The organism is Pseudophaeobacter sp. A-200-2, from assembly GCF_041008815.1.
GTDB classification, from domain to species: domain Bacteria; phylum Pseudomonadota; class Alphaproteobacteria; order Rhodobacterales; family Rhodobacteraceae; genus Phycobacter; species Phycobacter gallaeciensis_A.
The window spans coordinates 1-22963 of the sequence record NZ_JAXGFU010000006.1 but is presented as its reverse complement, the minus strand read 5'-3'; the positions used below and the strand labels follow the sequence as shown (position 1 = coordinate 22963).

Sequence of the window (22963 nt, the reverse complement as noted above, 5' to 3'; positions counted from 1 at the left end):
CGAATGGACCATGTCAGTATCAAGGAACGAAGTGCCGGGGTGAATCAGCGGGGTGTTCGCGATCACAACGAACGCCTCATTCTTTCCATTCTGTTTCGCCACCGCGCCGTGTCCGCCGCCGAGATCGCCCGCCGGACCGGCCTGTCCCGCCCTACGGTCTCCACCATCCTGCGTAGGCTGGAGGACGACGGCTTCGTCCAGCGGGGGGAGCCGGTCAAGGGCAAGGTCGGCAAGCCTTCGATTCCCATCGAACTCGGCTCTGAAGGGGCACTGTCCGTGGGCATGAACCTGGGCCGCAAGAGCGCGGATCTGCTGCTGCTGGATTTTGCCGGCAACGTGCGCCAGCAGCTGCGTACGACCTATGATTATCCCATGCCGGACGCGATCTTCGAATTCCTTAAAGACGGGCTTGAAACCCTACTATCCGGCCTGACTGCTAAGCAGCAGGGTCGGGTCTGCGGCATCGGTATCGGGCGGCCTTTTGAGCTGTGGAAGTGGCATGATCTGACCGGCCCCGCCGCGGAAGAATTTCAATCCTGGCAAGATGTCGATTTTGCCACCGAAGTCGCCTGTTTCAGTGATCTGCCGGTTTTTGTCGTGAACGATGCCACGGCGGCCTGTCAGGCCGAGCATATGTTCGGGCGCGGCAAGGAGTTCCGCGATTACGCCTATTTCTTCATTGGGTCCTTCATCGGTGGCGGGGTGGCGATGAATGGCACCGTTTTCGAAGGCAATCGGGGCAATGCCGGGGCGCTGGGATCGATGCGCACCACCGGCCCCCTGGGCGAAAGCCTGCAACTGATCGATACCGCGTCGCTGCACCTGCTTGAAGCGCGCCTGGTAGAGGCCGGGATCGGTCCCGAAATCCTCTGGCGCAAACCGCAGGACTGGAGCGGTCTGGAACGCTATGTGGAGGCCTGGATCGGTACAACGGCACAGGAGTTGGCAAAGGCGTCCCTGTCGATATGCTCCGTCATCGATTTTGAAGCCATCATCATCGATGGCGCCTTCCCGGTTGCCGTACGTGAGGAACTGGTCGAGCGCGTGCGCCGCTATCTGGCCAATCAAGACAAGCGCGGTTTGATCTCGCCGCAGATCGAGGCGGGAGTTGTTGGCGAAAACGCCCGCAGCATTGGCGCTGCCGGCGGTCCGATCTTCACGCAGTTCCTACTCGATACCAACGCCGGGCTGGCCGCGCTTTGACCCGGTTTCAATGCAAAATCCCGCGCGCAGGTGCGGCAGCGGCGCAGCACTGCGCGGAGCGAATGTCATGATCCTATGCTGTGGTGAGGCCCTGATCGACATGATCCCGACCCCGACCGATGGCGGGCGCGACGGGTTTGTGCCCCATTCCGGTGGCGCCGTATTCAACACCGCCATCGCACTTGGGCGGCTTGGCCTGCAGACCGGTATGTTGACCGGCCTGTCCCGCGACATGTTCGGTCAGCAGCTTGTCGAGGACATGAAGGCCAGTCACGTGGATACCACCCATGTCATCACCTCGGATCGCCCGACGACCTTGGCCTTTGTCAAACTGACGGATGGCCACGCGTCCTACAGCTTCTTCGATGAAAACTCGGCTGGCCGGATGCTGCTGCCTGCTGATATGCCGCTGCTGCCGGAGGATATCACGGCGCTCTATTTCGGCGGCATCAGCCTGGCCTGCGAACCCTGCGCCACCGCCTATGAGGATCTTCTGGCGCGCGAAGGCGCATCCCGCGCGGTGATGCTGGATCCGAACATCCGGCCGGGTTTTATCGAAGATATCAACCGTTTCCGCGCCCGCCTGGACAAGATGATGGCGCTGGCGGACATCGTGAAAGTGTCGGATGAAGACCTGAACTGGATTGTTCCGGGGCCGATGCCGCTGCCGGAAAAGGTTGCGGTCGTGCAAGCTAAGGGTCCTTCTGTGGTGGTCATGACCCAGGGCAGTAAGGGGGCGACGGGGTTTCTCGCCAGCGGAGAAAGCGTGCACACCCGGGCCCGTCCCGTTCAGATTGTAGACACGGTCGGAGCCGGGGACACCTTCAACGCCGGCCTGCTGGCCCGGCTCAGCGAACTGGGCGTCTTACAAAAAGCGGCCCTGCGCAACTTGCCCGCAGACATGCTTGCAAATGCGCTGTCTTTCGGCGCAGGTGTTGCCGCCGTGACCGTCTCCCGCGCGGGTGCGAACCCGCCCTGGGCGCGCGAACTCTGACAATATCGCAGCTATTGGCCTTGTTGCGCAAATGGGTCGTGGGGTTCACGGCATGAAACCAGCCTGGTAGCTTGAGGCATGAGCAGTTGGGTTTCTACGAAGTACAAGACCACGAACTGGTCGTCTTACAATGAAGCGTTGAAGCAACGCGGATCGCTAACGATCTGGTTCGATCCCGACATGGCGTGAGAGCCCCCGCCGACCGGGAAACGTGGGAGGCAGCTGAGTTTCAGCGATGCGGCGATCCACACCTGCCGTGATGTTCGGCATGCCACTGCGGCAGACAACCGGGTTCATGCAGAGCCTTCTTCATATGGTCAGGCTGGACTGGACCGTGCCTGACTTCAGCACCTTGTGCCGCCGCCAGCGAACGCTGAACGTGAGCATCTCCTATCGCCCGCTGAACCTTCTGATCCCCTCTCAGGCATTGCTGCGCAATACCTTGCCGGGCAGCACCGGTATCAAGTCTGAGGGCGAAGGTGAGTGGAATGCCCGAAAGCATGGTGGCTCCAAGCGGCGGATCCGGCGCAAAATACACATCGGAATTCATGAGTAAACGCTGAAGGTCAGAGCCGTCGAGATCACCGGCGGCAATATCGGTGACGCGGCCATACTACCGGACCTGTTGGATCAGATCTGAGCGGATCAGGCCATCGCGAAGTCACCACCTATGGGGCCTACGACTCCCGTAAGTGCCACGAGGCCATTACCGCTCGAGATGCTGCCGCTGTCATCCTGCCGCGCAAGAACGCCAAACCTTGGAAACCCACCAGCGCCGGGGCCATAGTCGGCAACGAGACCGTCAATGCATCTCGATACCTCGGCGGCGCTGTTTGGCGACGATGGAGTGGATATCACCGCCGGAGCCGGGTCAAGTCAAAGATGAACTGCATCAAGCTGTTCGACCAATCCCTGATGGTGCGCGACTTCGAGCGCCAAGTCGCGGAGCTGCAGGTCCGCATCGCCGTGCTGAACGGCTGCACTGCGCTTGGCATACCTGTCACAGTGGCTATAGGCGAAATCCGTCCGGGGAAAGGGGAAGACCCACCTTCAACCGATTTGCAAAAAGGCCGCCGTTGAGGTCAGTTCAGGGCCGAACAGGCAGATCTCTCCCGGATTTGATCGGGATTAAGGCGTGGACATGAAACCTGTCCAAACTGTGAAAAGTTCTATCACAGGAGAGGCGGGTCATGCCCGAAGACGCAACGAAGTCACAGCACCATATCGTAGGTGGAGGCATCGCTGGTTTGTCGGCGGCGGTGTTTCTTTGCAGGGACGCAGGTGTGCATGGCGAGGACATATGCATCTACGAACAACTCGGTATCGTCGGCGGGTCGCTTGACGGGGCGGGTGACGCAGAGACCGGCTACCTGGTCCGGGGCGGTCGAATGTTCGAGGAACACTTTGCCTGCACCTTTGATCTGCTCGAAAGTATTCCATTGACGAGCGATCCGGCGAAGTCTGCCAAGGATGATATCTTCGAGTTCAACCGAATGGTGCCAGGCTCATCCAATTGCCGCCTCATTCGGGGCGGAAAGCCGGCAGAAGATCGCTATGATCTCACACTCGGCGCGCAAGATATCGTCGATCTCAACCGACTGCTCTTGCACCCGGAAACCGGATTGGGCGCTCAAAGGATAGACGACTGGTTCCAGCCCACCTTCTTCGACAGTAATTTCTGGTTGATGTGGTCCACAGTGTTTTCGTTCCAGCCTTGGCATTCCTTGGTCGAGATGCGGCGATACCTGCGTCGCTTCATCCACCTATTCCCTGGCTTCACCCGCATCACCGGCATTCTGCGGACACGATACAATCAGTACGACTCGATGATTGCCCCGATCCTGACTTGGCTGCAGGCCCGTGGAGTACGCATCGAGACTGACAAATGCGTGACCGACGTGACGATCGAAGGCACGCGGCAGGACCGTCGTGTCACCTCTCTGACCCTGGACGATCACAACACGGTTGAGGTCGGCTTGGACGACGGCGTCTACCTTACATTGGGGGCCATGACCGATGGATCGGTGCTCGGATCCGCGGACCGCGCACCGCTGCTCAACGAACAAGTCGCAGGTGGCTGGAGCCTCTGGCGGAAGCTGGCGTCGCGGCACGAAGGCTTTGGCAAGCCCGAAGTGTTCTGCGGCGACACAGGCAAGACCGGCTGGAACTCATTTACGGTGACGATGGACGACCCCGATTTCTTCGAATTCATGGAGGATTTTACCAACAACCGAACTGGTACAGGCGGCTTAGTGACATTTGCCGATTCCGGTTGGACGCTATCTATTGTGCTGTTCCATCAGCCGCATTTCAGGGGGCAAAAACACGGCACCTACACCTTCTGGGGCTATGGATTACGAGGTGACCGCAAAGGAGATTTCGTGAAGAAGCCAATGTGGGAAGCGACCGGGCTGGAAATCATAGAAGAGCTTTGCGGGCATCTGCGCTTGGTGGGTGATCAGCGAAAATGGTTCGAGAGTGCGAAAATCATACCATGCCGGATGCCCTACATCACAAGCCAGTTCATGCCGCGTCAAGCGGGGGACCGCCCGGATGTGCGCCCGCATGGGGCTCGCAACTTCGCCGTGATAGGACAGTATTGCGAACTCCCTCGGGACTGTGTGTTCACGGTGGAATACTCAGTTCGCTCTGCACGAACTGCGGTCGCGAGTTTAACAGGTCGTGTAACCCCGCCTCCTCCCGTGGCGCGTACCGATCTCGACCCAAGAGTGCTTATCCGCGCATCCCGTGTTCTTCTTGGAATATGACGCAATAAGGATTGCGCCGTATCTTGCCTCCGAGGCAAAAGGATCTCTGCCTCGCGCTTTTCAGGCCGCATTGACTTTCGTTGAACTGATCCGTTCGAGGAGGAACGACAGCCGAAATTTGACTGCAAACGTCAGTGCGCGCACTGAGGAAGTCGCCTCCCCTTTGGACCATGTTGCGCGGTGCCATGAAGGGCTGCTTTGGGGAGGTGCGCAGTAAGTTTGGCCATCCTGTCAAATGTCCGCTCTAGGGCCAGTCATGCCAGTTCTCTCCTCAAGGAGCCTCGGCTTTGCAAAGGCCACTTCGTGCGCCTAGCGGACACCATTGAAGGTGCTGGCGGCCCCCCTTCAAGCGGGCAATGCTTAAACTGTGCCGTCTAGTCGCCGTGGAGCCCTTATTTCCCGGTAACCTGTTGTTTCTGTGACCTCAGGGTTCGGGGGAGTGCTCAAAGTTGCCTCTGCGTGAGGACGCTACAAAGGTATTCAAAATGCTTCTGGGCCATGCCGCGATAGGCGCGCCACCCGTCTGCCGTGTTCTGCGCAACTGCATCTGACAAAACGGCAAGGGGGCTGCCATCCGAGCGGGCCAGGATCAGGGTCTGAGCGGCCTTTTCGAAGAAATAGAGATCCTCGAAGGCCTCCGCCACCGTATCGCCGACAATGGTGACACCGTGGTTGCCCATGACCAGTACCGATTTGTCGCCAATCGCATCGGCCAGCCGCTCGCCTTCCTCGGTGGCATCAGCAATGCCACCAAAGGAAAGGTCATAGGCCGTGCGCCCATAGAACCGGGCCGTATTATTGTCGATCGGCACCATCGTCGGGTCCTTGAGGCAGGCCAGCGCAGTCGCATAGGGCGAATGGGCATGCAGCACGACCCGTGCCTCGGGCAGGCGGCGGTGCAGGGTGCCGTGTACACACCAAGCCGAGGCATCCGCCGTTGCGGGTGTTTCCCTGGACTGGCTGTCCAGCAACAGCAAGTCCTCTGGCGCGATGGTGTCGAAATGCTGCCATTTGGCGTTTAGCAGAAACTGCTGCCCATCGGCTGAGACCGCTGCGCTGAAGTGATTGCCGACGCTTTCCGACCACCCCAGCATGTGGCAGATACGGAAGGCATTTGCCAGATCCGCCCGCAGGACCGTCTCGGTATCGGGGAGTGTTGCTGCGTAGGTCATGCCTTGAACCGCCCTTCGCTGACCAGCGCGCGATAGGTGGAGCGCATCTCGGAGCGGTCCACGTAGCAGCCGCGCAGATAACGGTCGCCGCTGGTTGCCGTATAGGCGGCGCGGCCATGCACGATGCGGTGGTTGTCAAAGACCATGCATTCGCCGCCCTTCATCAGGAAGCGCATCATGTATTTCTCTTCCTGCAGCATCCGACCAAAGCGGCAGAAGGCGGGGTAGTAATCGTCCAGCAGCTTTTGATCGAGGTCGAAGATATCGGCCATATGCTGGCTGATGGTGAGGCCCTCGACCTCGCCGTGCTGATCCAGCTCAATCACATACTGGCGCGAGCGCGCATCATAGGTGTCATGTTCGCAGTAAAACGGGATCGGTACCTCGGTGAGCAGCTTGAAACCCTCGGGGTCGCGCTGGCGGAAGTCATTGGCCACCGCAACGCCATCGGCATAAAGGCTGTCACCGCCTTCAACCGTGTTGACGCGGCAATGCAGGAACTGGATGCCGGGGGCGAACTCCTCGGCCGGGGTGTCTGTGTGCAGCTCCAGCGCGCCAGCGGTATAGGCGGTGTTGGTCGGGTTGATGTGGGTCTTCACATCAAAATAGGTGCCAAAGAAGGTCGGGCGCACGCAGCCCATCAGCTCAGCCGTTTCGGTTAGCCCTTCATCCGTGTCCGGCATGTCGGTCAGGATGGTGAAACCGTGTACCAGCATTGCCTCGATCCACTTGGCGCGGATAGCGTCATCGGCCACCAGCTCTGGCTGGGAAAACCGCGGAACCGAGGGGTAATGGTCACCGAACCAGGCGACGCGCGACAGGTCGGCGGGATCGTGGCGAGTCTTGCCGCCCGCATAGGTTTCCAGCCAGGACAGGGGCAGGCGGGTGATGTGGTCTTCGTCCTGCCAGCGGATCACCAGCATGTCGCCATCGAGCTCGGCAGTTTTGGCGCGTGGGGGCACGTCGAGGTGGAAGATATCGAAACTGCGTTCGCGCGTGACCGGGCTGAAGGAACTGGGGCAATTGTCGCGCAGCCAGTAGTAGTTGAAGTAGTGTGTCTTGCCGTCGGGCAGCGTAATGTCGAGGCCTTTTTCGCCAAGACCGGTTACGGCAGGGATAGCGAGGGAGGAGCTGAGATCGTTCATGGAGGAGCCGCGTTTGTTGATTTGCTTTCTGCCATGCAGCATTTCACGGGAAAGGGCCTTGACGACAGCCTGTTTCGGATGAAGATAACTTAAGCAATGGATTAAGTTATTCGATGGAACATCTCCCCCCACTGCGCCTTCTTGTGACCTTCGAAGCCCTGTCGCGGCATGGTTCGATGCGGGATGCGGCGGCGCGCCTGAACGTGACCCAACCCGCAGTCAGTCAGGCGGTCAAGGCGCTGGAGGAACACGTGGGAGTCGCGTTGTTTGACCGGCGGGTGCGGCCCGCGCGCCTGACAGATGCCGGCGAGATGCTGTCGCGGGCAGTGCGTGAAGGGTTGGGGCGGATTGCGGCCACGCTGGAGGATATCCGGGCGTTGCATGCCATCGGGGAACGGCAGGTGACTGTCTCTTGCACCGTCGGAATGGCGACCTACTGGTTGATGCCAAGATTGCCAATGTTTTACGCGGATTACCCGGATATTACCGTAAACGTGCAGGCTCCGGCGAGCGATTTGCCAGTGATGACGCCCGGTATTGATGTGGCTTTGCGCTATGGCAGTGGTGGCTGGCGCGAAGGGCGCACGGAAAAGCTGTTTTCTGAAGCGATTTGCCCAGTCGGTGCGCCTGCTTTGGTAGATCGGCTGTTGGCCGAGGGATGCGCGCTTGCCCAGGCGCCGCTGATCCATGTCCGCAATCCAAGCAATGGCAACTGGGCGGGCTGGGAGGACTATTTTCAGGCGCGCGGCATCCTGCGTCCGCGCGGTGGAGGTCAGGTGTTCAATAATTACGTGCAGGCGGCGCAGGCGGTCTACGACGGGCGTGGGCTTATGCTAGGGTGGCGGTCGATCACGGGGCAGGCAGAACGGGACGGAGCACTGAAGGCCTGGCCTGAGGGGGCATTGGATCTGGGCACAGGATATTTCGTTACGACGGCCAGCGCACCATCGCAGGACACGGGTTTTTTCCTCGAATGGGTGCGCGGGGAAGCCGCTGTATTCTAGATCCTTTGCACCAGCAGCCAGTCGATCAGCTTGCGCACGTCTTGGTGCCTGCGCAGATCGTCCCGCTCCACCAGAACGAAATTTGTCTGCATGGGCAGGTCCAGATCAAAAGGCGCAACCAAGCGTCCCTCGTCCAGCGCGCGGCGGGCAAAACTGCGCGAGATGAGCGCGCAGCCGTGCCCCGCCGACAGGATCTGCATGGCGACCAAGGAGGAATCGGCCTTCATCCAGTGAGGCGGGCGCGGGGCATCAATGCCGCAGTGATGAAACAGGCGATCCCAATCCGTTTCCGATCCCACGACCTGAACGATATCCGCGCGGGCTAGGGTTTCCTGATCGGGCTCCGGGCCAAAATGGGCGGCATAATCCGGGTGACACACCAGCGTGGCTCCTTCCACGGGGAGCGGGTGAACCGTCTGCTCTGGCCATTCCCCTTCGCCATAGCGGATGTCCAGATCGACCCCGGCGCCATCAATCCGGTCTGACCAGACTGCGGTGGAGAGTTCGACGTCGATCTCTGGAAACTCCAGCGCAAAATCGCGCAGCAGCGGTGCCAGGATAAGGGCTGCAAAACTGATAGAGCAGCGCACGCGGACGACCGATTTGCTTTGCACCCGAAACAGCCCATCGGTGGCCGCCTGCATTTCGACAAAGGATTTGCGGACCGGGATCGCATAGGCCAGCCCGATATCCGTCAGTTGCACGCCTTTTGGCAGGCGCTTGAACAGTTGAATGCCAAGATGATGCTCCAACTGGCGGATCTGTTGGCTGACGGCGGCAGGCGTCAGGTGCAGCTCCTCCGCGGCCGCGCTGAAGGAACTGTGACGTGCCGCTGCCTCGAAGGATCGCAGCCAATTGACATGAGGCAGCCTGCGCATGGGAGCTCCGTTCTTTAACCGGCCCATCATGGGGTGCCGCCAAATGGGTGGCAAGCCCTCCTGCCACAACCTGATTTGGGTCAAAGCAGTCATAGACATTGTTTGCAGTTCGGGGGCGCCCGCGCGCATCTGGAGACACGTTTCCAGCAGCCGGACCTACGCCGATGACCGAAGCCCCATCAGAGCAAAATTACGACTTTATCATCGTCGGTGCAGGCTCGGCCGGATGCGTTCTGGCCGAACGTCTGACCCGGTCCGGTCGCCATCGCGTGTTGCTGCTGGAGGCCGGAGGCAGCGACCGGAAGTTCTGGATCAAGCTGCCGGTGGGCTATGCCGTTACATTTGCAATGGCGGCATTGAACTGGGGCGATCACGCGGCGCCGGATGTGGCATTGAACGGGCGGTCCATCTACTGGCCGCGGGGACGGGTGGTCGGCGGGTCGAGTTCGATTAATGCGATGGCCTATGTCCGGGGGCTGCCGCATGACTTTGACGACTGGGCGCGCGCGGGGGCCGAGGGCTGGAACTGGACGAAGGTCCGCGACACCTATCAAGCGCTGGAGACCCACTCGGATGGCACGGGCGATGGTCCCGTCTGGGTGCAGGATCTGTCCGATCAGATGCATCCATTCTCGGATCGTTTCCTGCAGGCTGCGCAGGAAGCTGGTCTTGGCACGGCAAAAGACATGAACGCGGAGGGCGCAGGAGGGCTTAGCCATTATCGCAGTACCGTTCGCGGCGGGATGCGCTGGTCCTCCGCCGATGCCTTTCTAAGGCCAGCCCTGCGTCGCCCGAACCTGACGCTGCTGACCCGCGCCGAGGTGCAAGGGCTTGACCTGGAAGGCGCCCGCGTCGTCGGTCTGCAATATACCCACGGTGGCCAGCGATGCACTGCCCGCGCTGGGGAAGTGATCCTCAGTGCAGGCGCCATCAATTCCCCCCAACTGTTGCAGCTGTCGGGCATCGGCCCTGCTGATCTGCTGCGGGAGCATGGGATTGAGGTACGCCACAACCTGCCGCAGGTCGGCGAAGGGCTTCAGGATCATCTTGCTATTTCGTGGCAGTTTCATGCGCGGGAGCAGACACTCAACGCGGTTCTCGGCACCCTGTCCGGGCGACTACGGGCAGGGGCGGCATATGCCCTGACGCGGCGTGGCCCGTTGTCTGTACCGGTGAACCAGATCGGAGGCTTTGTGCGCTCTGGTGCGGATGCCCAGGCCCCGAACCTGCAACTGTTCTGCAATCCGGCGTCCTATGAGATCACCCCGAAAGGCAAGGTGGTGATGGACCGGCAGCAAGGCTACTTGCTCTCGGCGCAACCCTGTCGCCCGACCAGTCGCGGCCGCATCCGGATCCGCTCTGCCGATCCGCGCGAAAGGCCGCTGATCGAGGCGAATTCACTGGCCACGCCCGAGGATCGCGGGATGGCTGTACGTGCCAGCCGGGTGTTGCAGCGGTTGGCAGAAACGCCTGCGCTCAGGGCGGTGACATCCGGCTGCAAGACCAAGGGCTTTGCCGATATGGAGGATGAGGCTCTGCTCGAGGCCTTTCGGGCGCGGGCCTCAACGGTCTACCACCCGACCTGCACCTGCCGCATGGGAGAGGGGCCACAGGACTCCGTCGTCGATGGGCGGCTGCGCGTGCATGGCCTGGCCGGGCTGCGTGTGGTCGATGCCTCGGCTTTTCCCAACATCACCTCGGGCAACACCAACGCGCCCACAATGATGCTCGCCGCGCGCGCAGCAGATCTGATCCTGCAAGACAGCAGTTGATCGCCCCCAATCAATACGGAGCAGCATATGCGCCTTGAGACACTTGAAACCTTTGTCGTCGGCAACCCGCCGCCCCGCCACGGCGGGCGCTATTTCATTTTCGTCCGGGTGACGACGGCCTGCGGCATCACCGGTGTCGGTGAAATCTACAACGCCACCTTTGGTCCGGAAGTATGCTGCGCCATGGCGCGTGACATGTTCGAGCGCCAGTTCGAAGGCGCTGATCCACAGCAGGTCGAGCTGTTGTTCCGCAAGGCCTATGGCGCGGGCTTCACCCAGCGCCCGGACGTCAGCGTCATGGGCGTGTTCTCGGGCTTGGAAATGGCCTGCTGGGATATTCTGGGCAAGGCCGCGGATAAGCCGGTTGCGGACCTTCTGGGCGGGCGCGTTCATGAGCGCCTGCGCAGCTATTCCTACATCTACCCCACTGGCGGCGACGTTTATCCGGACCCCGATCAGCCCAATGCCTACAATGATCCGGGCATCGCGGCCGAGATCGCGGTGCAGATGGCAGATCAGGGCTTCACGGCGTTGAAATTCGATCCGGCCGGACCTTACACCATCTTTGACGGCCACCAGCCTCGGCTTGAGGACATCAGCCTCTCGGTCGCCTTTTGCCGCGAAATCCGCGCGGCGGTGGGGGACCGTGTCGATCTTCTCTTTGGGACGCATGGGCAATTCACCGTTTCGGGCGCGCGGCGGATGGCGCGGGCGCTGGAACCCTTTGATCCCTTGTGGTTCGAGGAACCGGTGCCCCCCGAAAGCCCGGAGGCCATGGCCGAGGTCGCCCGGTTTACCTCCATCCCCGTCGCCGCGGGGGAGCGTCTTTGCACCAAGTATGAGTTCGCCCGGGTACTTGAGACAGGTGCGGCCTCGATCCTGCAGATGAACCTTGGTCGTGTCGGGGGGCTGCTTGAAGCCAAGAAAATCGCTGCCATGGCTGAGGTCAAACAGGCGCAAATCGCACCCCATCTTTATTGCGGACCGATCGTGGCGGCGGCCAATATTCAGATCGCGGCGGCTTCGCCCAATTTCCTGATCCTGGAAAGCATTGGCCGTTTCGATGGCCCCTACATGTCCTGCGTAAAGGGCGGTATCGAATGGGAGGATGGCTATGTCCTCCCTTCGCGGGCGCCCGGACTGGGGCTGGAGCTTGACGATGCCGCAATCGCTGCGTTGCCCTACGAGGGGCGCGAACTTCACCTGACACTCGACACCGCACATGTGACACCCTGAAAGGCAGAGAGACCATGATTGTTCTGAACGAATTCTATATCGGCGGCGACTGGCAGGCGCCTGACAGCAGCCAGACCATGCCCATCCTGACCCCGTCGACGGGTGCGCAGGTGGGGCAGGTGACCCTTGGCAATGCGCAGGACGTGGATCGCGCGGTAGCGGCGGCGCAGGCCGCCTTTGTCAGTTATTCCATGACGACGAAGGATACGCGGCTGGCCCTTTTGCACCGGCTGGCAGAGGTGATGCAGACGCGCATGGAAGACCTTGCACAGGCGATCACCACTGAAATGGGCGCGCCGATCACCATGTCGCGTGAGGTGCAGGCCGCTTCGGGGCTTGGCCATCTTGAGGCGTTCATCGCCACGCTTGAGGCGCATCAGGAAGAAGAGGTCCTGACCAACGGTGATATCGTCAGCCACGAACCAATTGGCGTTTGCGGATTGATCACGCCGTGGAACTGGCCGATCAACCAGATCGCGCTGAAGGTCATCCCGGCGCTGGCGGCGGGCTGTACCTGCGTTCTGAAACCTTCGGAGCATACGCCTCTATCGGCGCGACTCTTTGCTGAGATGATCCACGAGGCGGGCTTCCCGCCGGGGGTCTTCAACCTCGTGTTCGGTGACGGTCCGTCGGTTGGCGCTGCCCTGTCCCGGCACAAGGACGTGGCGATGATGTCCTTTACCGGCTCCACCCGCGCAGGCAGTGCGGTTTCGCGTGATGCGGCGGAGACGATCAAGCGAGTGGCACTGGAACTGGGGGGCAAATCTCCCAATGTGATCTTCGCCGATGCCGATCTGGAGGCGCGCGTGACCGAAGGTGTGCGGGAGTGTTTCGACAACACCGGTCAGTCCTGCAACGCACCCACTCGGATGCTGGTTGAGCGCAGCGTTTATGATCGCGCCCTCGACATCGCCCGCAGCGCCGCCGCGGCCCAGGCGGTCGGCGATCCGCATCAAGAAGGCGATCACATCGGCCCGCTGTTTGATCAACTGCAATATGATCGCGTGCAACGGATGATCCAGATCGGCATGGACGAAGGCACACCCTTGCTGATTGGCGGGCTGGGACGCCCCGAAGATCTGCCTGCGGAACTGGCACAGGGCTGGTTCGCCCGGCCAACGATCTTTTTCGATGTCACCCCGGAGATGACACTCTGGCGCGAGGAGATCTTTGGCCCGGTTCTGGTGATGACGCCCTTTGACACCGAAGCAGAGGCCATCGCGCTGGCCAATGATACCGATTATGGGCTGGACGCCTATATTTCCACCGGGGACGAGGCGCGGGCCCTGCGGATGGCGCGGGCCCTGCGTGCAGGCGGTATTCACATCAACGGGCGGGCCACGGATTACGGTTCGCCGTTTGGCGGGTTCAAACAATCGGGCAATGGCCGCGAGGGCGGGCGGTTTGGACTTGAGGACTTTCTGGAAGTGAAGGTCAGGCCGCCCTTTTCTGCCTGAGCAGCGCGTCAATGACACCAAAGACACGGGACGCGAAAGGATATCGCGCCTCGTTTTTCATACGGTCCGGCCTTACTGGTCCAATAGCTTTGCCAGCGGCGCCGAAAGGCCGGTGGGAATGACTTCGTACCCCGGTTCTTCCGGCTCGTCGTCGGTCATCTCGGCGGGGAAGCCGGGCGCGGTGATCGACAGGCCGGTGGCCTCTTCCAGCCTGCGGATGATGTTGGGCGAGAGTTCTCGTTCACCGAACCGCGCGATCCCGTCGTTCAGAATTCCAACCATCAGGGGGCTGATCTCCAGTGGAACGTCATGGGCCTCCGCGATGCTCTGGAACAGACCGATGTCCTTCTTCACCAGATCCATTGTGAAGGAAATGTCGCGCGATCCGTTCAGGATGACCTGGCTTTCGGTCTCATGCACGAAGGAGGTGCCGGAGGAGATCTTCATCGCCTCGTAGGTGGTGTTCATGTCCATACCGGCGGCCTTCATCGTTACCAGCGCCTCGCAGCAGGTCAGCAGATTGGCCGTCGCAAGGTAGTTGGTCATCACCTTGAGGATCGAGGCACTGCCGATATCGCCGGTGTGCAGGACCCGTCGGCCCAGGGTGGTCAGTGTTGGCAACATCCGCTCAAAGGTGTCCCGGTCGCAGCCGGCGAAGATCGAGATATTGCCGGTGTCAGCCCGGTGACAACCGCCGGAGACCGGGCATTCCATGGTGGCGCCGCCGCGCTCGGCGACCAGGGCCGCCAGGCGTTTCACCTCGCCTGCATCGGTGGTCGACATTTCCATCCAGATCTTGGAGCTGTCGACGGCTGGCAGCATTTCCTCGACGACTGCCGCAGAGGCGGCCGGGGAGGGCAGGCAGGTGATGACAGCGTCACAGTCCTGCATCAGCGCCAGGGGGCCACTGGTGGGCTTGGCACCGCGCGCGATGAATTCGGCCACAAGGTCGGGGTTGAGATCATGCACCGTGACATCGAAACCATTGCGCAGCAGGCTGCCCGCGAGCTTGCCTCCTACATTGCCGAGGCCAATAAAGCCGATCTTCATAGCGGGTGTTCCTTTATCCGAGTGCTATCGTGACAATCCTGACCGGCGATTGCACAGCGGTAAAGCAACCGCTCTTGGCCCAAAGGGGTGGTTCGGATTGCAGCACATAGTTTCGCGGATCGCTGGGCGGCGACCCCTGGTTTCAGGCGGGACAAAGCGCTGGGCTGGTGGGTAGGTTTGGTGTTTCAAGGCTCATCTCTTGCTCTCTCCAGCGCTCTCGCATTTACCTTGAACGGTGCGAATGTCCTGCACAGGGATGGAGCTAAGGCCGGAAACCCCGGCGTTGCGATCATAGTAGACGTTGGCAAACGGCGCTGCGGTGGACAGCCCTACCTCTGCAACGGCGAAGTTGAAGACCGCATGGACGGTGCCGAAGATCCGGGTAATGCTGCTGCCAGCCAGCCCACGCTTGATCAGGTCATCACGGAACTTGTTCGCGTCTGCCTTGGTGCAGTCTGTCAGTGGTTTGTCTCCGCAGACGTCGATCACGTAGCGGCAAGAACGGTGGGCCGCGCGGTGGAAGGTCTCAGGGCGTCCCTGACCTTTGAGACGCAGATACGTCAATACAGCCTCCGACAGCGTCAAAACATCAGATGTGACAGTAGTATCCTCTCCAGAGAGATGAGCCTGCCGGGTCAGACCATGCCGGAGAAGGTTTTTGTCAGGGAGTTCCGCATCCTGTGTGCGAAGATGGTACCAGGACTCGTCCAGCTTACCTACAGCCCTGTTCGCCCGCGAAAGAGCGATGGAACGGGATCTGGTCCTTAGGGAGTAGGAAAATTTGCCCGACGAGTGGTGCTGTCGCAGGTCTACTGGGATACGGCGGGTGAAGTAGTAGATGCCTTCCTTCACGAAGACACGGCTGCGTGAATTGTTCTCCAATTTGTTCTACGCCTCGTCTTGGTCAGTCCAAAAACTGATGCAAAACAATGTCCTGAACGAAGGAGATGGTGCCGGGGGCGGCTTCTAATCTTATAGTTATATTGTTGAAAGTAATCATGAAAATCATTTCGATTTTCTCGAGTACCCCCATTGATACCCCAATTCGAGTTGTTGCCTCTGGTGCGATGCCAACAAAGCACTCTTCACGCCGAGATATAGCAAGCCTACGCCCTTTAGAAGAGTTCCGCGACAACTTTCCGAACCTTGTTTTCGTTGTCAGAGGAATAGTCACTGGCATTGTTGGGCGCGTCACTTGTGCCCGCTAGTTCGAAGCCATTTGGTGCAGATGCAGCAGACCATATCACACTGGAACATCGCACCTGGTGCGTTTTGACGACGAACGCTCCTGAGCAATCTGACGCTGAAAAACGTTTGGACGAATCTGCTGCTACATCGGTCGATGGTGCTGCTTGAGCTGAGTTGCCAATCAAAGAGGGCGGACAGCTGCCGTTAGCTGCACCAGCACAGGAAACGCCCCGTTCTGAAGAAAGCGGCCATCCGAGACTAAACTGCACCGCTGATCATGCTGCGCCCGGCTTCAAGGTCAGCGAAGCGCAGAAAGGGGACTTTGCAAAGTCGGCGCAGAATGGCGCGATCAGTAGCCCGACCAGCCAAAAGCGGCCGTTGATGCTTCACCGAGCACGCTGCGGTGCGATCCACCGGAATAGACATTCTCTGCGGGCGCAATTTTGCGGCCTTGGAGTTCAGGATATGTCCAGTCCGCCAAAGTTGAGGCGACCGATGGCGTTGGCGAAAAAGCTGGAAAGAGGAGCCTCGATCAATCATAAAAATGCTTTGGAAAAACCAGCCGAAGATAGTCCATCACCTGCCGCTCAGCTGTGTCCCGCGTGAACTTGGCTGGATACATCAACATGTTCAGCCAGAGGCCGTCGAAAAGGCCTTCCAGTGTCTGGGCGACCTGGTCTGCGTCGGTGTCGACGTATTCCCCTTTAGAAATGATATTTCCGCACAGCTCCGCGCATAGGTCTTGTCTCTCCATGTCGATCTGCGAAGAATTCAGCCGATAGGCCTTTCGATGGCTGGCCTCCCCGAAAAAGGCGAACCAGACCGACAGCTTTTTTCGACTGCAAATGCGCGGGTGGAACTGTGATGATACGATCGAGCGCAGCTTCTCTGCATCCGACAGATCGCCGCGTTGCACATCGCGCAGCCACATGTCGCGATGTTCGGCCGCCAGATGTCTCAACGTTTCGGACAGCAGCGCGTCCTTGCTCTTGAAATGGAAATTGGCCAGCCCCAGCGAGAGACCTGCCTCCTTGGCAATGGCGTTGAGCGTGGTGCCGGATATGCCCTTGCGTGCAATGCAGGTGATGGTTGCCTCGATCAGCTGTTTGCGCCGTACCTCTGGCGCTGCGGTGCGCGGCTTTTTCTGGGGGAATGTCGAAACCATAATGCTTTCTATTGAATGTTTGTTCAATCAGTATGTTGATTGCTGCTACAGGTCAATTGTAGGATTTGATCAAATTCAAGATTCGCACTGGAAGGAAAACCGATGGCTCAGAAACTCCCCTCGCACGCGCAGACGGTGATTGTCGGGGGTGGGTCGATCGGCTGTAATACCGCCTATCACCTGACCAAGCTTGGCATGTCGGACGTTGTCGTTCTGGAGCGCGACCAGTTGACGTCAGGCACTACATGGCATGCTGCAGGGTTGATCGTGGCGGGGCTTCTTCCCTCGGAGGCCGAATGTGAGATCTACACCCATGGGCGGGATCTCTATGCCAATCTGGAGAAGGAAACCGGGGTGCCAACGGGGTTTCGCGACGTCGGCTATCTGCAAATCGCCAACAACGAAGAGCGTGTGCATGAAATGCGCCGCCTGGCCCCCTTCATGCGTCGGCACGGGATCAACATCCACGAAATCTCGCCAAAGGAAACAGCCGATTTGTTCCCCATCGGGGATCTGAACGATGTGATGGCAGGTTTCTATATCCCGGAAGATGGGCGTGCCAATCCGGTTGACGTGACCATGTCGCTGGCAAAAGGCGCCCGGATGGGCGGTGCGCAGATTTTTGAAGGCACCACTGTGTCCGAAATTTTGGCCAAGAATGGCACGGCCACCGGGGTACGCACCGCCGATGGCCAGACCATCACTGCGGAGAACGTCGTGATCTGTGGTGGGATGTGGTCTCGCCAGCTGGGGGCCAGGGCTGGGATCAATCTGCCGCTGCAGGCCGCCGAGCATTATTATCTGATCACCGAAAACATCAAAGGGCTCAGCCGCGATCTGCCAGTCCTGGAAGATCCTTCAACCTACACCTATTACCGTGAAGAGGTCGGAGGGCTGATGCTGGGCCTGTTTGAGCCGGGCGCCGCTCCGTGGAAACTGGAGGGTATTCCCGAGAATTTCTCGTTTGGTGAGATCGAACCCGACTGGGACCGTGTTGGGCCGCATCTGGAAAAGGCCTATTCCCGTGTCCCGGATGCGCTCGACGTCGGCGTGCGCAAACTGTTCTGCGGACCGGAAAGCTTCACGCCGGATCTTGCCCCGCTGGTCGGGGAAACGCCCGAGCTGCGCAAATGTTTCGTCGCTTGCGGCATGAACTCTCTGGGCATCCTGAATGGGGCGGGCACAGGCAAGGTGTTGGCGCACTGGATCGTGGATGGACATCCGCCGATCGACGTCACCGGTATCAACGTGAATCGTTTCACCCGCCACGAGGCCACGCCTGCCTTCCGCCGGGACCGCGGCCCAGAGCTGCTGGGTAAGATGTTCGGTCAGCACTATCACAACGAAAGCTACCAGACAGCGCGCGACCTGAAACGGTCGGTGCTGCATGACCGATTGGCCGCCAATGGGGCATATTTCACCGAAGGACACGGCTGGGAGATGCCCGACTGGTTCGCCCCGACACCCGATCAGGCGAAGGTCGAAAGATACAGCTGGTTCCGCCAGAACTGGTTTGACTGGCACGCCGAAGAGCACCGCGCGGCGCGCGAGGATGTCATCATCATGGATATGTCCAGCATGTCCAAGTTTCAGGTGGAAGGTCCTGATGCACTTGCCCTGATGAGCCGCCTGTCCTGCAACGAGGTTGATGTGGAACCGGGGCGGCTGGTCTACACTGCTTGGGTCAACGAGAAAGGCGGGTTCGAGGCCGATCTGACCGTGACCCGCCTGGCCGAGGACCGGTTCATGGTCGTCGTCGGGGAAAACAGCCATGGCCATACGCTGATGCGGATGCAGCGACACATTCAGGAAAGCGAGGTCGTCGTCATCACCGACCTCACTCCGGGTATCACGCAGATCAACATTCATGGTCCCAAGGCGCGCCTGCTGATGGAGAAAGTGACCACCTCGGACATGTCGAACGAGGCCTTCCCCTTCATGACCTGGCAGGATATCGACGTCGGGTATTGGATCGTAAAAGCCCTCCGCGTGACCTTTGTGGGTGAACTCGGCTGGGAACTTCAGGTGCCATCCTACGCAGCGGTGCAGATCTATGATCTGCTGAAGGAGGCAGGCCAGGAATTCGGCCTGCGCGATGCGGGGATGCAGACCCTCAACTCCCTGCGGCTGGAAAAGGCTTATCGTGATTTCGGGCTTGATGTGGACAATACCGACAACCCGATCGAGGCGGGGCTTGGCTTTGCGGTCAAGCTGGACAAACCCGGCGGCTTCATCGGCCGTGACGCCCTTGCAGCGATCAAGGCGCAAGGTGTTCCCAGAAACCGGATGCTGCAGTTCCTGCTGCAGGACCCCGAGCCGCTCCTTTACGGGAATGAGTGCATATATCTTGACGGCGCCGAAGTTGGCCATCTGCAGGTCGGCGGCTATGGCCACAGCCTGGGCGGCGCGGTAGGGATTGGTTTTGCCGAATTGAACGAACCCTTGACCGGAGCCCGGGTTGAGGAAGGCGAATGGGAAATCGAAGTGGCTGGGGAACGTGTCAAAGCCATCGCCTCTTTGAAACCGTTATATGATCCGGGCATGAAGAAGATTAAGTCATGAAGGGGCATTCTGGCCAAGTGGGGAGGCGCGCAGTCCTGTCTGTAAATGGCGAGTGGCACAGTTTTCAGAACGCTCAAGCCATGTCCGCTTTTCCTCGTTTACCAGCTTGAACGGCACAAGCAGCGAATGGCCGGTTTCCGCTCCGATTGCCCGGAGGTTCTGATACTGCGGCAGAACAGTACAAGTCCGCTTTGGGCTGGCTGATGTTATCTGGCGGCGGGGAACAGGTGTGATGTCGCTGCAACCCTGGTGCCGCGGTGCCGCAAGTCGGCTTTGAACCCGGAGCCGACGTTGTTCTTCACCGGGGACAGTCGTTCAGACCGGAGCGAAGACGGTCTCACTCGGTTCTTGGCACGGACACAACTGCTGGCCAATCAACAGTTGACGATTTGTCCTAAACCTACCCCCCAAAAAAACGGGCTCATTTTGAGAACTGGGGTAACGCAAGTATACTGCCAAAAGCGACCGATACATCGTGCTTGCGGGAAAGGACGATGGCGGCCCGCACTTAGCGTCTCGGGAAAAAAAGGAGTTTACCATGGGAAACTCGTCCAGTTTTGCAGACCGTTATCAATCCGTTCTGGTGCCGGTGATTTTCGAGCCCTGGGCTCGGGAAGTGATCCGACGTGCCGCCCCCCGCGCCGGGGAACACATTCTTGACCTCGGATGCGGCACCGGCGTGGTCATAAGACTGGTGGCTGAATTGGCTCCGGCGCCGGTTGGCCTGACAGGAGCCGATCACAGCCCCGAGATGTTGAATGTTGCGCGCTCATTGGCGGTACGTTCCGGGCTGGAAGCCGAATGGGTCGAAGCTGATGCTGCCGTATTGCCGTTCGAAAACCACCGTTTCGATCTCGCCTTTTGCCAGCAGGCGTTGCAATTTTTTCCCGACCGGCCCGCTGCGTTGCGCGAATTGCGACGTGTTCTGAAACCCGGAGGGCGGCTTTTTTTCAGTGTCCAAAGGGAACTGGACGTTAACCCTATGCTGAAAGCGCAGGCGGCGGCGCTGAACGCACATGTGGGAGAAGAGGCCGCTGCTGCCGTGCGAGCGATTTGCAGCCTGCCGGATGGCGTCGAACTCCGCGTGCTTTTTGAAGATGCGGGGTTTGAAGATGTCGATGTAGAGGCGGTGACGCTAACACTGCATCACCCCGACGCCCGCACCTTTGCCGCAGGTGCAATGGGCGGGATGCATACTGGTGACAAGCTTTCAGGATTAGCTAAAGATGGGGTCGAACGTGCCGTTGAGGCCTTTCTGGAGGGGCTCGGAGACTATTTCGATGGCGCTGGAATGCACGTCCCGCACGCGGCACATGTGATTTCGGCAAGATGCTGAGGCGAAGAGCAAAACTGGAACACGCGAAAGGCTTTTTCGTCCGTCCGACGGGCGTTCGTGCAACCTGCGGCTCATGGTTGCCCTGCACCTGAACTGTCAATCCACCGTTCCCGCATCGCCTCTCAGAACTTTGAACAACGCCATCACATGTTCTTCGCTATAGTCGGCTTGGACTGCCCTGTCGAAAAGGCCACCAACGAGGTTCGGAAATCCGGCATCCATGCCTGCGTCAATGGCTTGCTGCTTCATCAGTTCCAACGATGCCCGCCAAACGGATAACGTGGCCGTCCTTTGATCGTATGTGCCATCCCGTATCGTTCCGACATGATGTTGAATGCGTGCATTGTCAGGAAACATCTCAATGAATTTTTGCAGTTCGATCCCCTCGGATTGGCATATGTTGGCAGCGTGCAGCATTCCAATGAATTCACCGAAGCGGGTCGATAACCATGCCAGGTCAAGCACGGATACGGCTGCAATGTCCTCGCCGAGATACTCGATCTTCCCGCCCTGATGGCTCAGGAGGCCTTCAACCGGCTTGTAGACAGACGACGGGCCGGAAAACAGGATATGACCGTCTTTCGTTCCCAAGTCTTGCGGGCCACAGTGAATGGCCCCATAAAGAAAGTCCGCATTTCTTTCCGTCAGCCATGTTTGGTCTTGTCTCACCTGTTTCGGCAGGCTGGTGCTGAGTTGAACAACGGTCCGACCCTCCAGGTGCGACCAGATCTCGCTGTTCCCAAAGAGGGTGAGAACCGAACTGGGGTCGTCCACACAGATGATTGAAACCGGACTTGCAGCGAGCGCTTCCGAGATCGTTTGGGCGATGGAGACGTTCACAGGTTTCAACGCCTCCGCTTTTTCGATCGTGCGGTTCCAAACGGTTATAGGAACCCCATCTTTCTGGCAGGCTTTGGCAAGTGCCGATCCCATCAAGCCAAGACCGAAGATCGTCACTTCACTCATTGTAGCGCTCCCCAAACCAAATCCATGACGTGTAGAGGGACAGTATCCGCTAACCGCCAAATGACAAAGGTCGGCTTTGTCCGCTCTGCCGACCTTCATCCTCCGAAAATGCTGCACTACGGACGAATGGCCGGTTTGGTGAAGCTGCGGCGCGGCACCTGCTTGTAGGGTGGAAGGCGGCTTTGGGCCGTCTGTGAAGACGGCCCAGTTTTTTAGATCTCAATCGCCTCCGCGATCGCAAGCGCATCCTCAAGTTCAACGCCCAGATACCTGACGGTGCTGTCCATCTTGGTGTGCCCCAACAGCAGCTGGACGGCACGCAGATTTCCGGTCTTTTTGTAGATCTGTGTCACCTTGGTGCGACGCATCGAGTGGGTGCCGTAGGCGCTTGCTTCCAACCCTATCGAAGTGATCCAAGCGCGGACAATCCGAGCGTACTGGCGGGGCGAGATGTGAAGGCGCTAGTGAAATCGGCCTGGCCAAAGATATTCAGAGCCAACCATAAGCGGGTCTTGCATCCATCTGCCCAGAGAGGCCCGCGTGCCTTCGGAGATTTCGAAGCGGACAGGTTTCTGCGTCTTGCTTTGCAGAACCGACGCACGTTCCTTGATTTCGCCGGATGCCATAACATCCACGACCTTCATTCTGACCAGATCGCAACCGCGCAGCTTGCTGTCGATGGCCAGATTGAAGAGCGCTAGATCGCGATGATTCTCGGCCAGTTCCAGCCGGACTCTGATCGCCCAGACATGTTTTGGCTTTAGAGGTCGTTTCTGACCGACAATGCGACCTTTGTTCCAAGCAGGACGCAGCGCGCGAATGGCTGGTAAGTTTGGTGTTTCCATGACTGATCCTCCGATCCGCCATGCCCTCCCACCACGACAACTCGGCGTTGACGCGGGCAGCATATCATACGCAGGCTGCAACGCCTGCGAGGTATGGAAAGTGACCTGCCCCCCGAAATCTCCCGCACTTTAATGTAGAGTTTGCTCAACCTCTTGATGGAGCAAACAGATGCGAAAGAGCCGTTTTACAGAAGCACAGATCATCGGAATGATCAAAGAACA

The 22963-nt window shown here is 59.5% G+C and carries 16 protein-coding genes and 3 pseudogenes; 10 read left to right on the top strand and 9 right to left on the bottom strand.

The genetic code is table 11. The annotated features are described in order from the left end of the window. Nucleotides 1-3: 3 nt before the first annotated feature. From SM766_RS10350 to SM766_RS10335, 4 genes and pseudogenes are all read left to right on the top strand, one after another. Nucleotides 4-1203 (top strand): ROK family transcriptional regulator, encoded by a 1200-nt coding sequence (locus SM766_RS10350; RefSeq protein ID WP_368947727.1) that lies wholly within the window; start codon nt 4-6, stop codon nt 1201-1203. 67 nt (nt 1204-1270) lie between these two features. Then, the gene (locus SM766_RS10345) at nt 1271-2197 is read left to right on the top strand and encodes a carbohydrate kinase family protein (RefSeq protein WP_368947726.1); all 927 of its coding nucleotides are present in this window, start codon (nt 1271-1273) and stop codon (nt 2195-2197) included. Nucleotides 2198-2275: 78 nt separating this feature from the next. Next, nucleotides 2276-3277 (top strand): annotated as a pseudogene (locus tag SM766_RS10340) (IS5 family transposase). Nucleotides 3278-3387: 110 nt separating this feature from the next. Next, on the top strand, nt 3388-4965 hold the full coding sequence (locus SM766_RS10335; protein WP_368947725.1) for an oleate hydratase: 1578 nt from the start codon (nt 3388-3390) through the stop codon (nt 4963-4965). A gap of 443 nt (nt 4966-5408) precedes the next feature. Here the strand turns inward: SM766_RS10335 and SM766_RS10330 are convergent, their stop codons facing one another. Both SM766_RS10330 and SM766_RS10325 read right to left on the bottom strand, forming a co-directional pair. Next, complete coding sequence (locus SM766_RS10330) at nt 5409-6137, bottom strand: class II aldolase/adducin family protein (protein WP_368947724.1); 729 nt, start codon at nt 6135-6137, stop codon at nt 5409-5411. Further along, nucleotides 6134-7282, bottom strand: a complete 1149-nt coding sequence (locus SM766_RS10325) for a TauD/TfdA family dioxygenase (protein ID WP_368947723.1) — start codon at nt 7280-7282, stop codon at nt 6134-6136. The genes SM766_RS10330 and SM766_RS10325 overlap by 4 nt, the downstream gene beginning before the upstream one ends. A 113-nt stretch (nt 7283-7395) precedes the next feature. On the opposite strand from SM766_RS10325, the gene SM766_RS10320 reads away from it, so the two are divergent. Next, on the top strand, nt 7396-8286 hold the full coding sequence (locus SM766_RS10320; protein WP_274836401.1) for a LysR family transcriptional regulator: 891 nt from the start codon (nt 7396-7398) through the stop codon (nt 8284-8286). Here the strand turns inward: SM766_RS10320 and SM766_RS10315 are convergent. Further along, nucleotides 8283-9164 (bottom strand): LysR substrate-binding domain-containing protein, encoded by an 882-nt coding sequence (locus tag SM766_RS10315; RefSeq protein WP_368947722.1) that lies wholly within the window; start codon nt 9162-9164, stop codon nt 8283-8285. The two genes, SM766_RS10320 and SM766_RS10315, sit on opposite strands and share 4 nt — an antisense overlap. 164 nt (nt 9165-9328) lie before the next feature. On the opposite strand from SM766_RS10315, the gene SM766_RS10310 reads away from it, so the two are divergent. From SM766_RS10310 to SM766_RS10300, 3 genes are read left to right on the top strand one after another with little or no spacing between them, the layout of a single operon-like run. Next, nucleotides 9329-10936: a GMC family oxidoreductase gene (locus SM766_RS10310; RefSeq protein WP_368947721.1), complete on the top strand. Its 1608-nt coding sequence runs from the start codon at nt 9329-9331 to the stop codon at nt 10934-10936. Between the two features lie 27 nt (nt 10937-10963). Further along, nucleotides 10964-12172: a mandelate racemase/muconate lactonizing enzyme family protein gene (locus SM766_RS10305; RefSeq protein WP_368947720.1), complete on the top strand. Its 1209-nt coding sequence runs from the start codon at nt 10964-10966 to the stop codon at nt 12170-12172. Nucleotides 12173-12186: 14 nt separating this feature from the next. Further along, nucleotides 12187-13629, top strand: a complete 1443-nt coding sequence (locus SM766_RS10300) for an aldehyde dehydrogenase family protein (RefSeq protein ID WP_368947719.1) — start codon at nt 12187-12189, stop codon at nt 13627-13629. Nucleotides 13630-13701: 72 nt separating this feature from the next. On the opposite strand, the gene SM766_RS10295 is transcribed toward SM766_RS10300, so the two are convergent. From SM766_RS10295 to betI, 4 genes and pseudogenes are all read right to left on the bottom strand, one after another. Next, entirely contained in the window at nt 13702-14679 is a 978-nt protein-coding gene (locus tag SM766_RS10295) for an NAD(P)-dependent oxidoreductase (protein WP_368947718.1), read from the bottom strand. A gap of 192 nt (nt 14680-14871) precedes the next feature. Next, the gene (locus SM766_RS10290; protein WP_368947871.1) at nt 14872-15243 is read right to left on the bottom strand and encodes a hypothetical protein; all 372 of its coding nucleotides are present in this window, start codon (nt 15241-15243) and stop codon (nt 14872-14874) included. 129 nt (nt 15244-15372) lie between these two features. After that, a pseudogene (locus tag SM766_RS10285) lies at nt 15373-15531 on the bottom strand (DUF6538 domain-containing protein); the annotation flags it as partial. Between the two features lie 868 nt (nt 15532-16399). After that, nucleotides 16400-17032, bottom strand: coding sequence for a transcriptional regulator BetI (gene betI, locus SM766_RS10280; protein WP_368947717.1), 633 nt, complete (start codon nt 17030-17032; stop codon nt 16400-16402). Nucleotides 17033-17134: 102 nt separating this feature from the next. Between betI and SM766_RS10275 the strand changes: the two genes are divergently transcribed. Both SM766_RS10275 and SM766_RS10270 read left to right on the top strand, forming a co-directional pair. After that, nucleotides 17135-19594: a GcvT family protein gene (locus SM766_RS10275; protein WP_368947716.1), complete on the top strand. Its 2460-nt coding sequence runs from the start codon at nt 17135-17137 to the stop codon at nt 19592-19594. A gap of 538 nt (nt 19595-20132) precedes the next feature. Continuing rightward, nucleotides 20133-20930 (top strand): methyltransferase domain-containing protein, encoded by a 798-nt coding sequence (locus SM766_RS10270; protein ID WP_368947715.1) that lies wholly within the window; start codon nt 20133-20135, stop codon nt 20928-20930. 96 nt (nt 20931-21026) lie between these two features. On the opposite strand, the gene SM766_RS10265 is transcribed toward SM766_RS10270, so the two are convergent. Continuing rightward, complete coding sequence (locus SM766_RS10265) at nt 21027-21896, bottom strand: NAD(P)-dependent oxidoreductase (RefSeq protein ID WP_368947714.1); 870 nt, start codon at nt 21894-21896, stop codon at nt 21027-21029. A 212-nt stretch (nt 21897-22108) separates the two neighbouring features. Then, nucleotides 22109-22741: pseudogene (locus tag SM766_RS10260) on the bottom strand (tyrosine-type recombinase/integrase). Nucleotides 22742-22963: the final 222 nt, after the last annotated feature.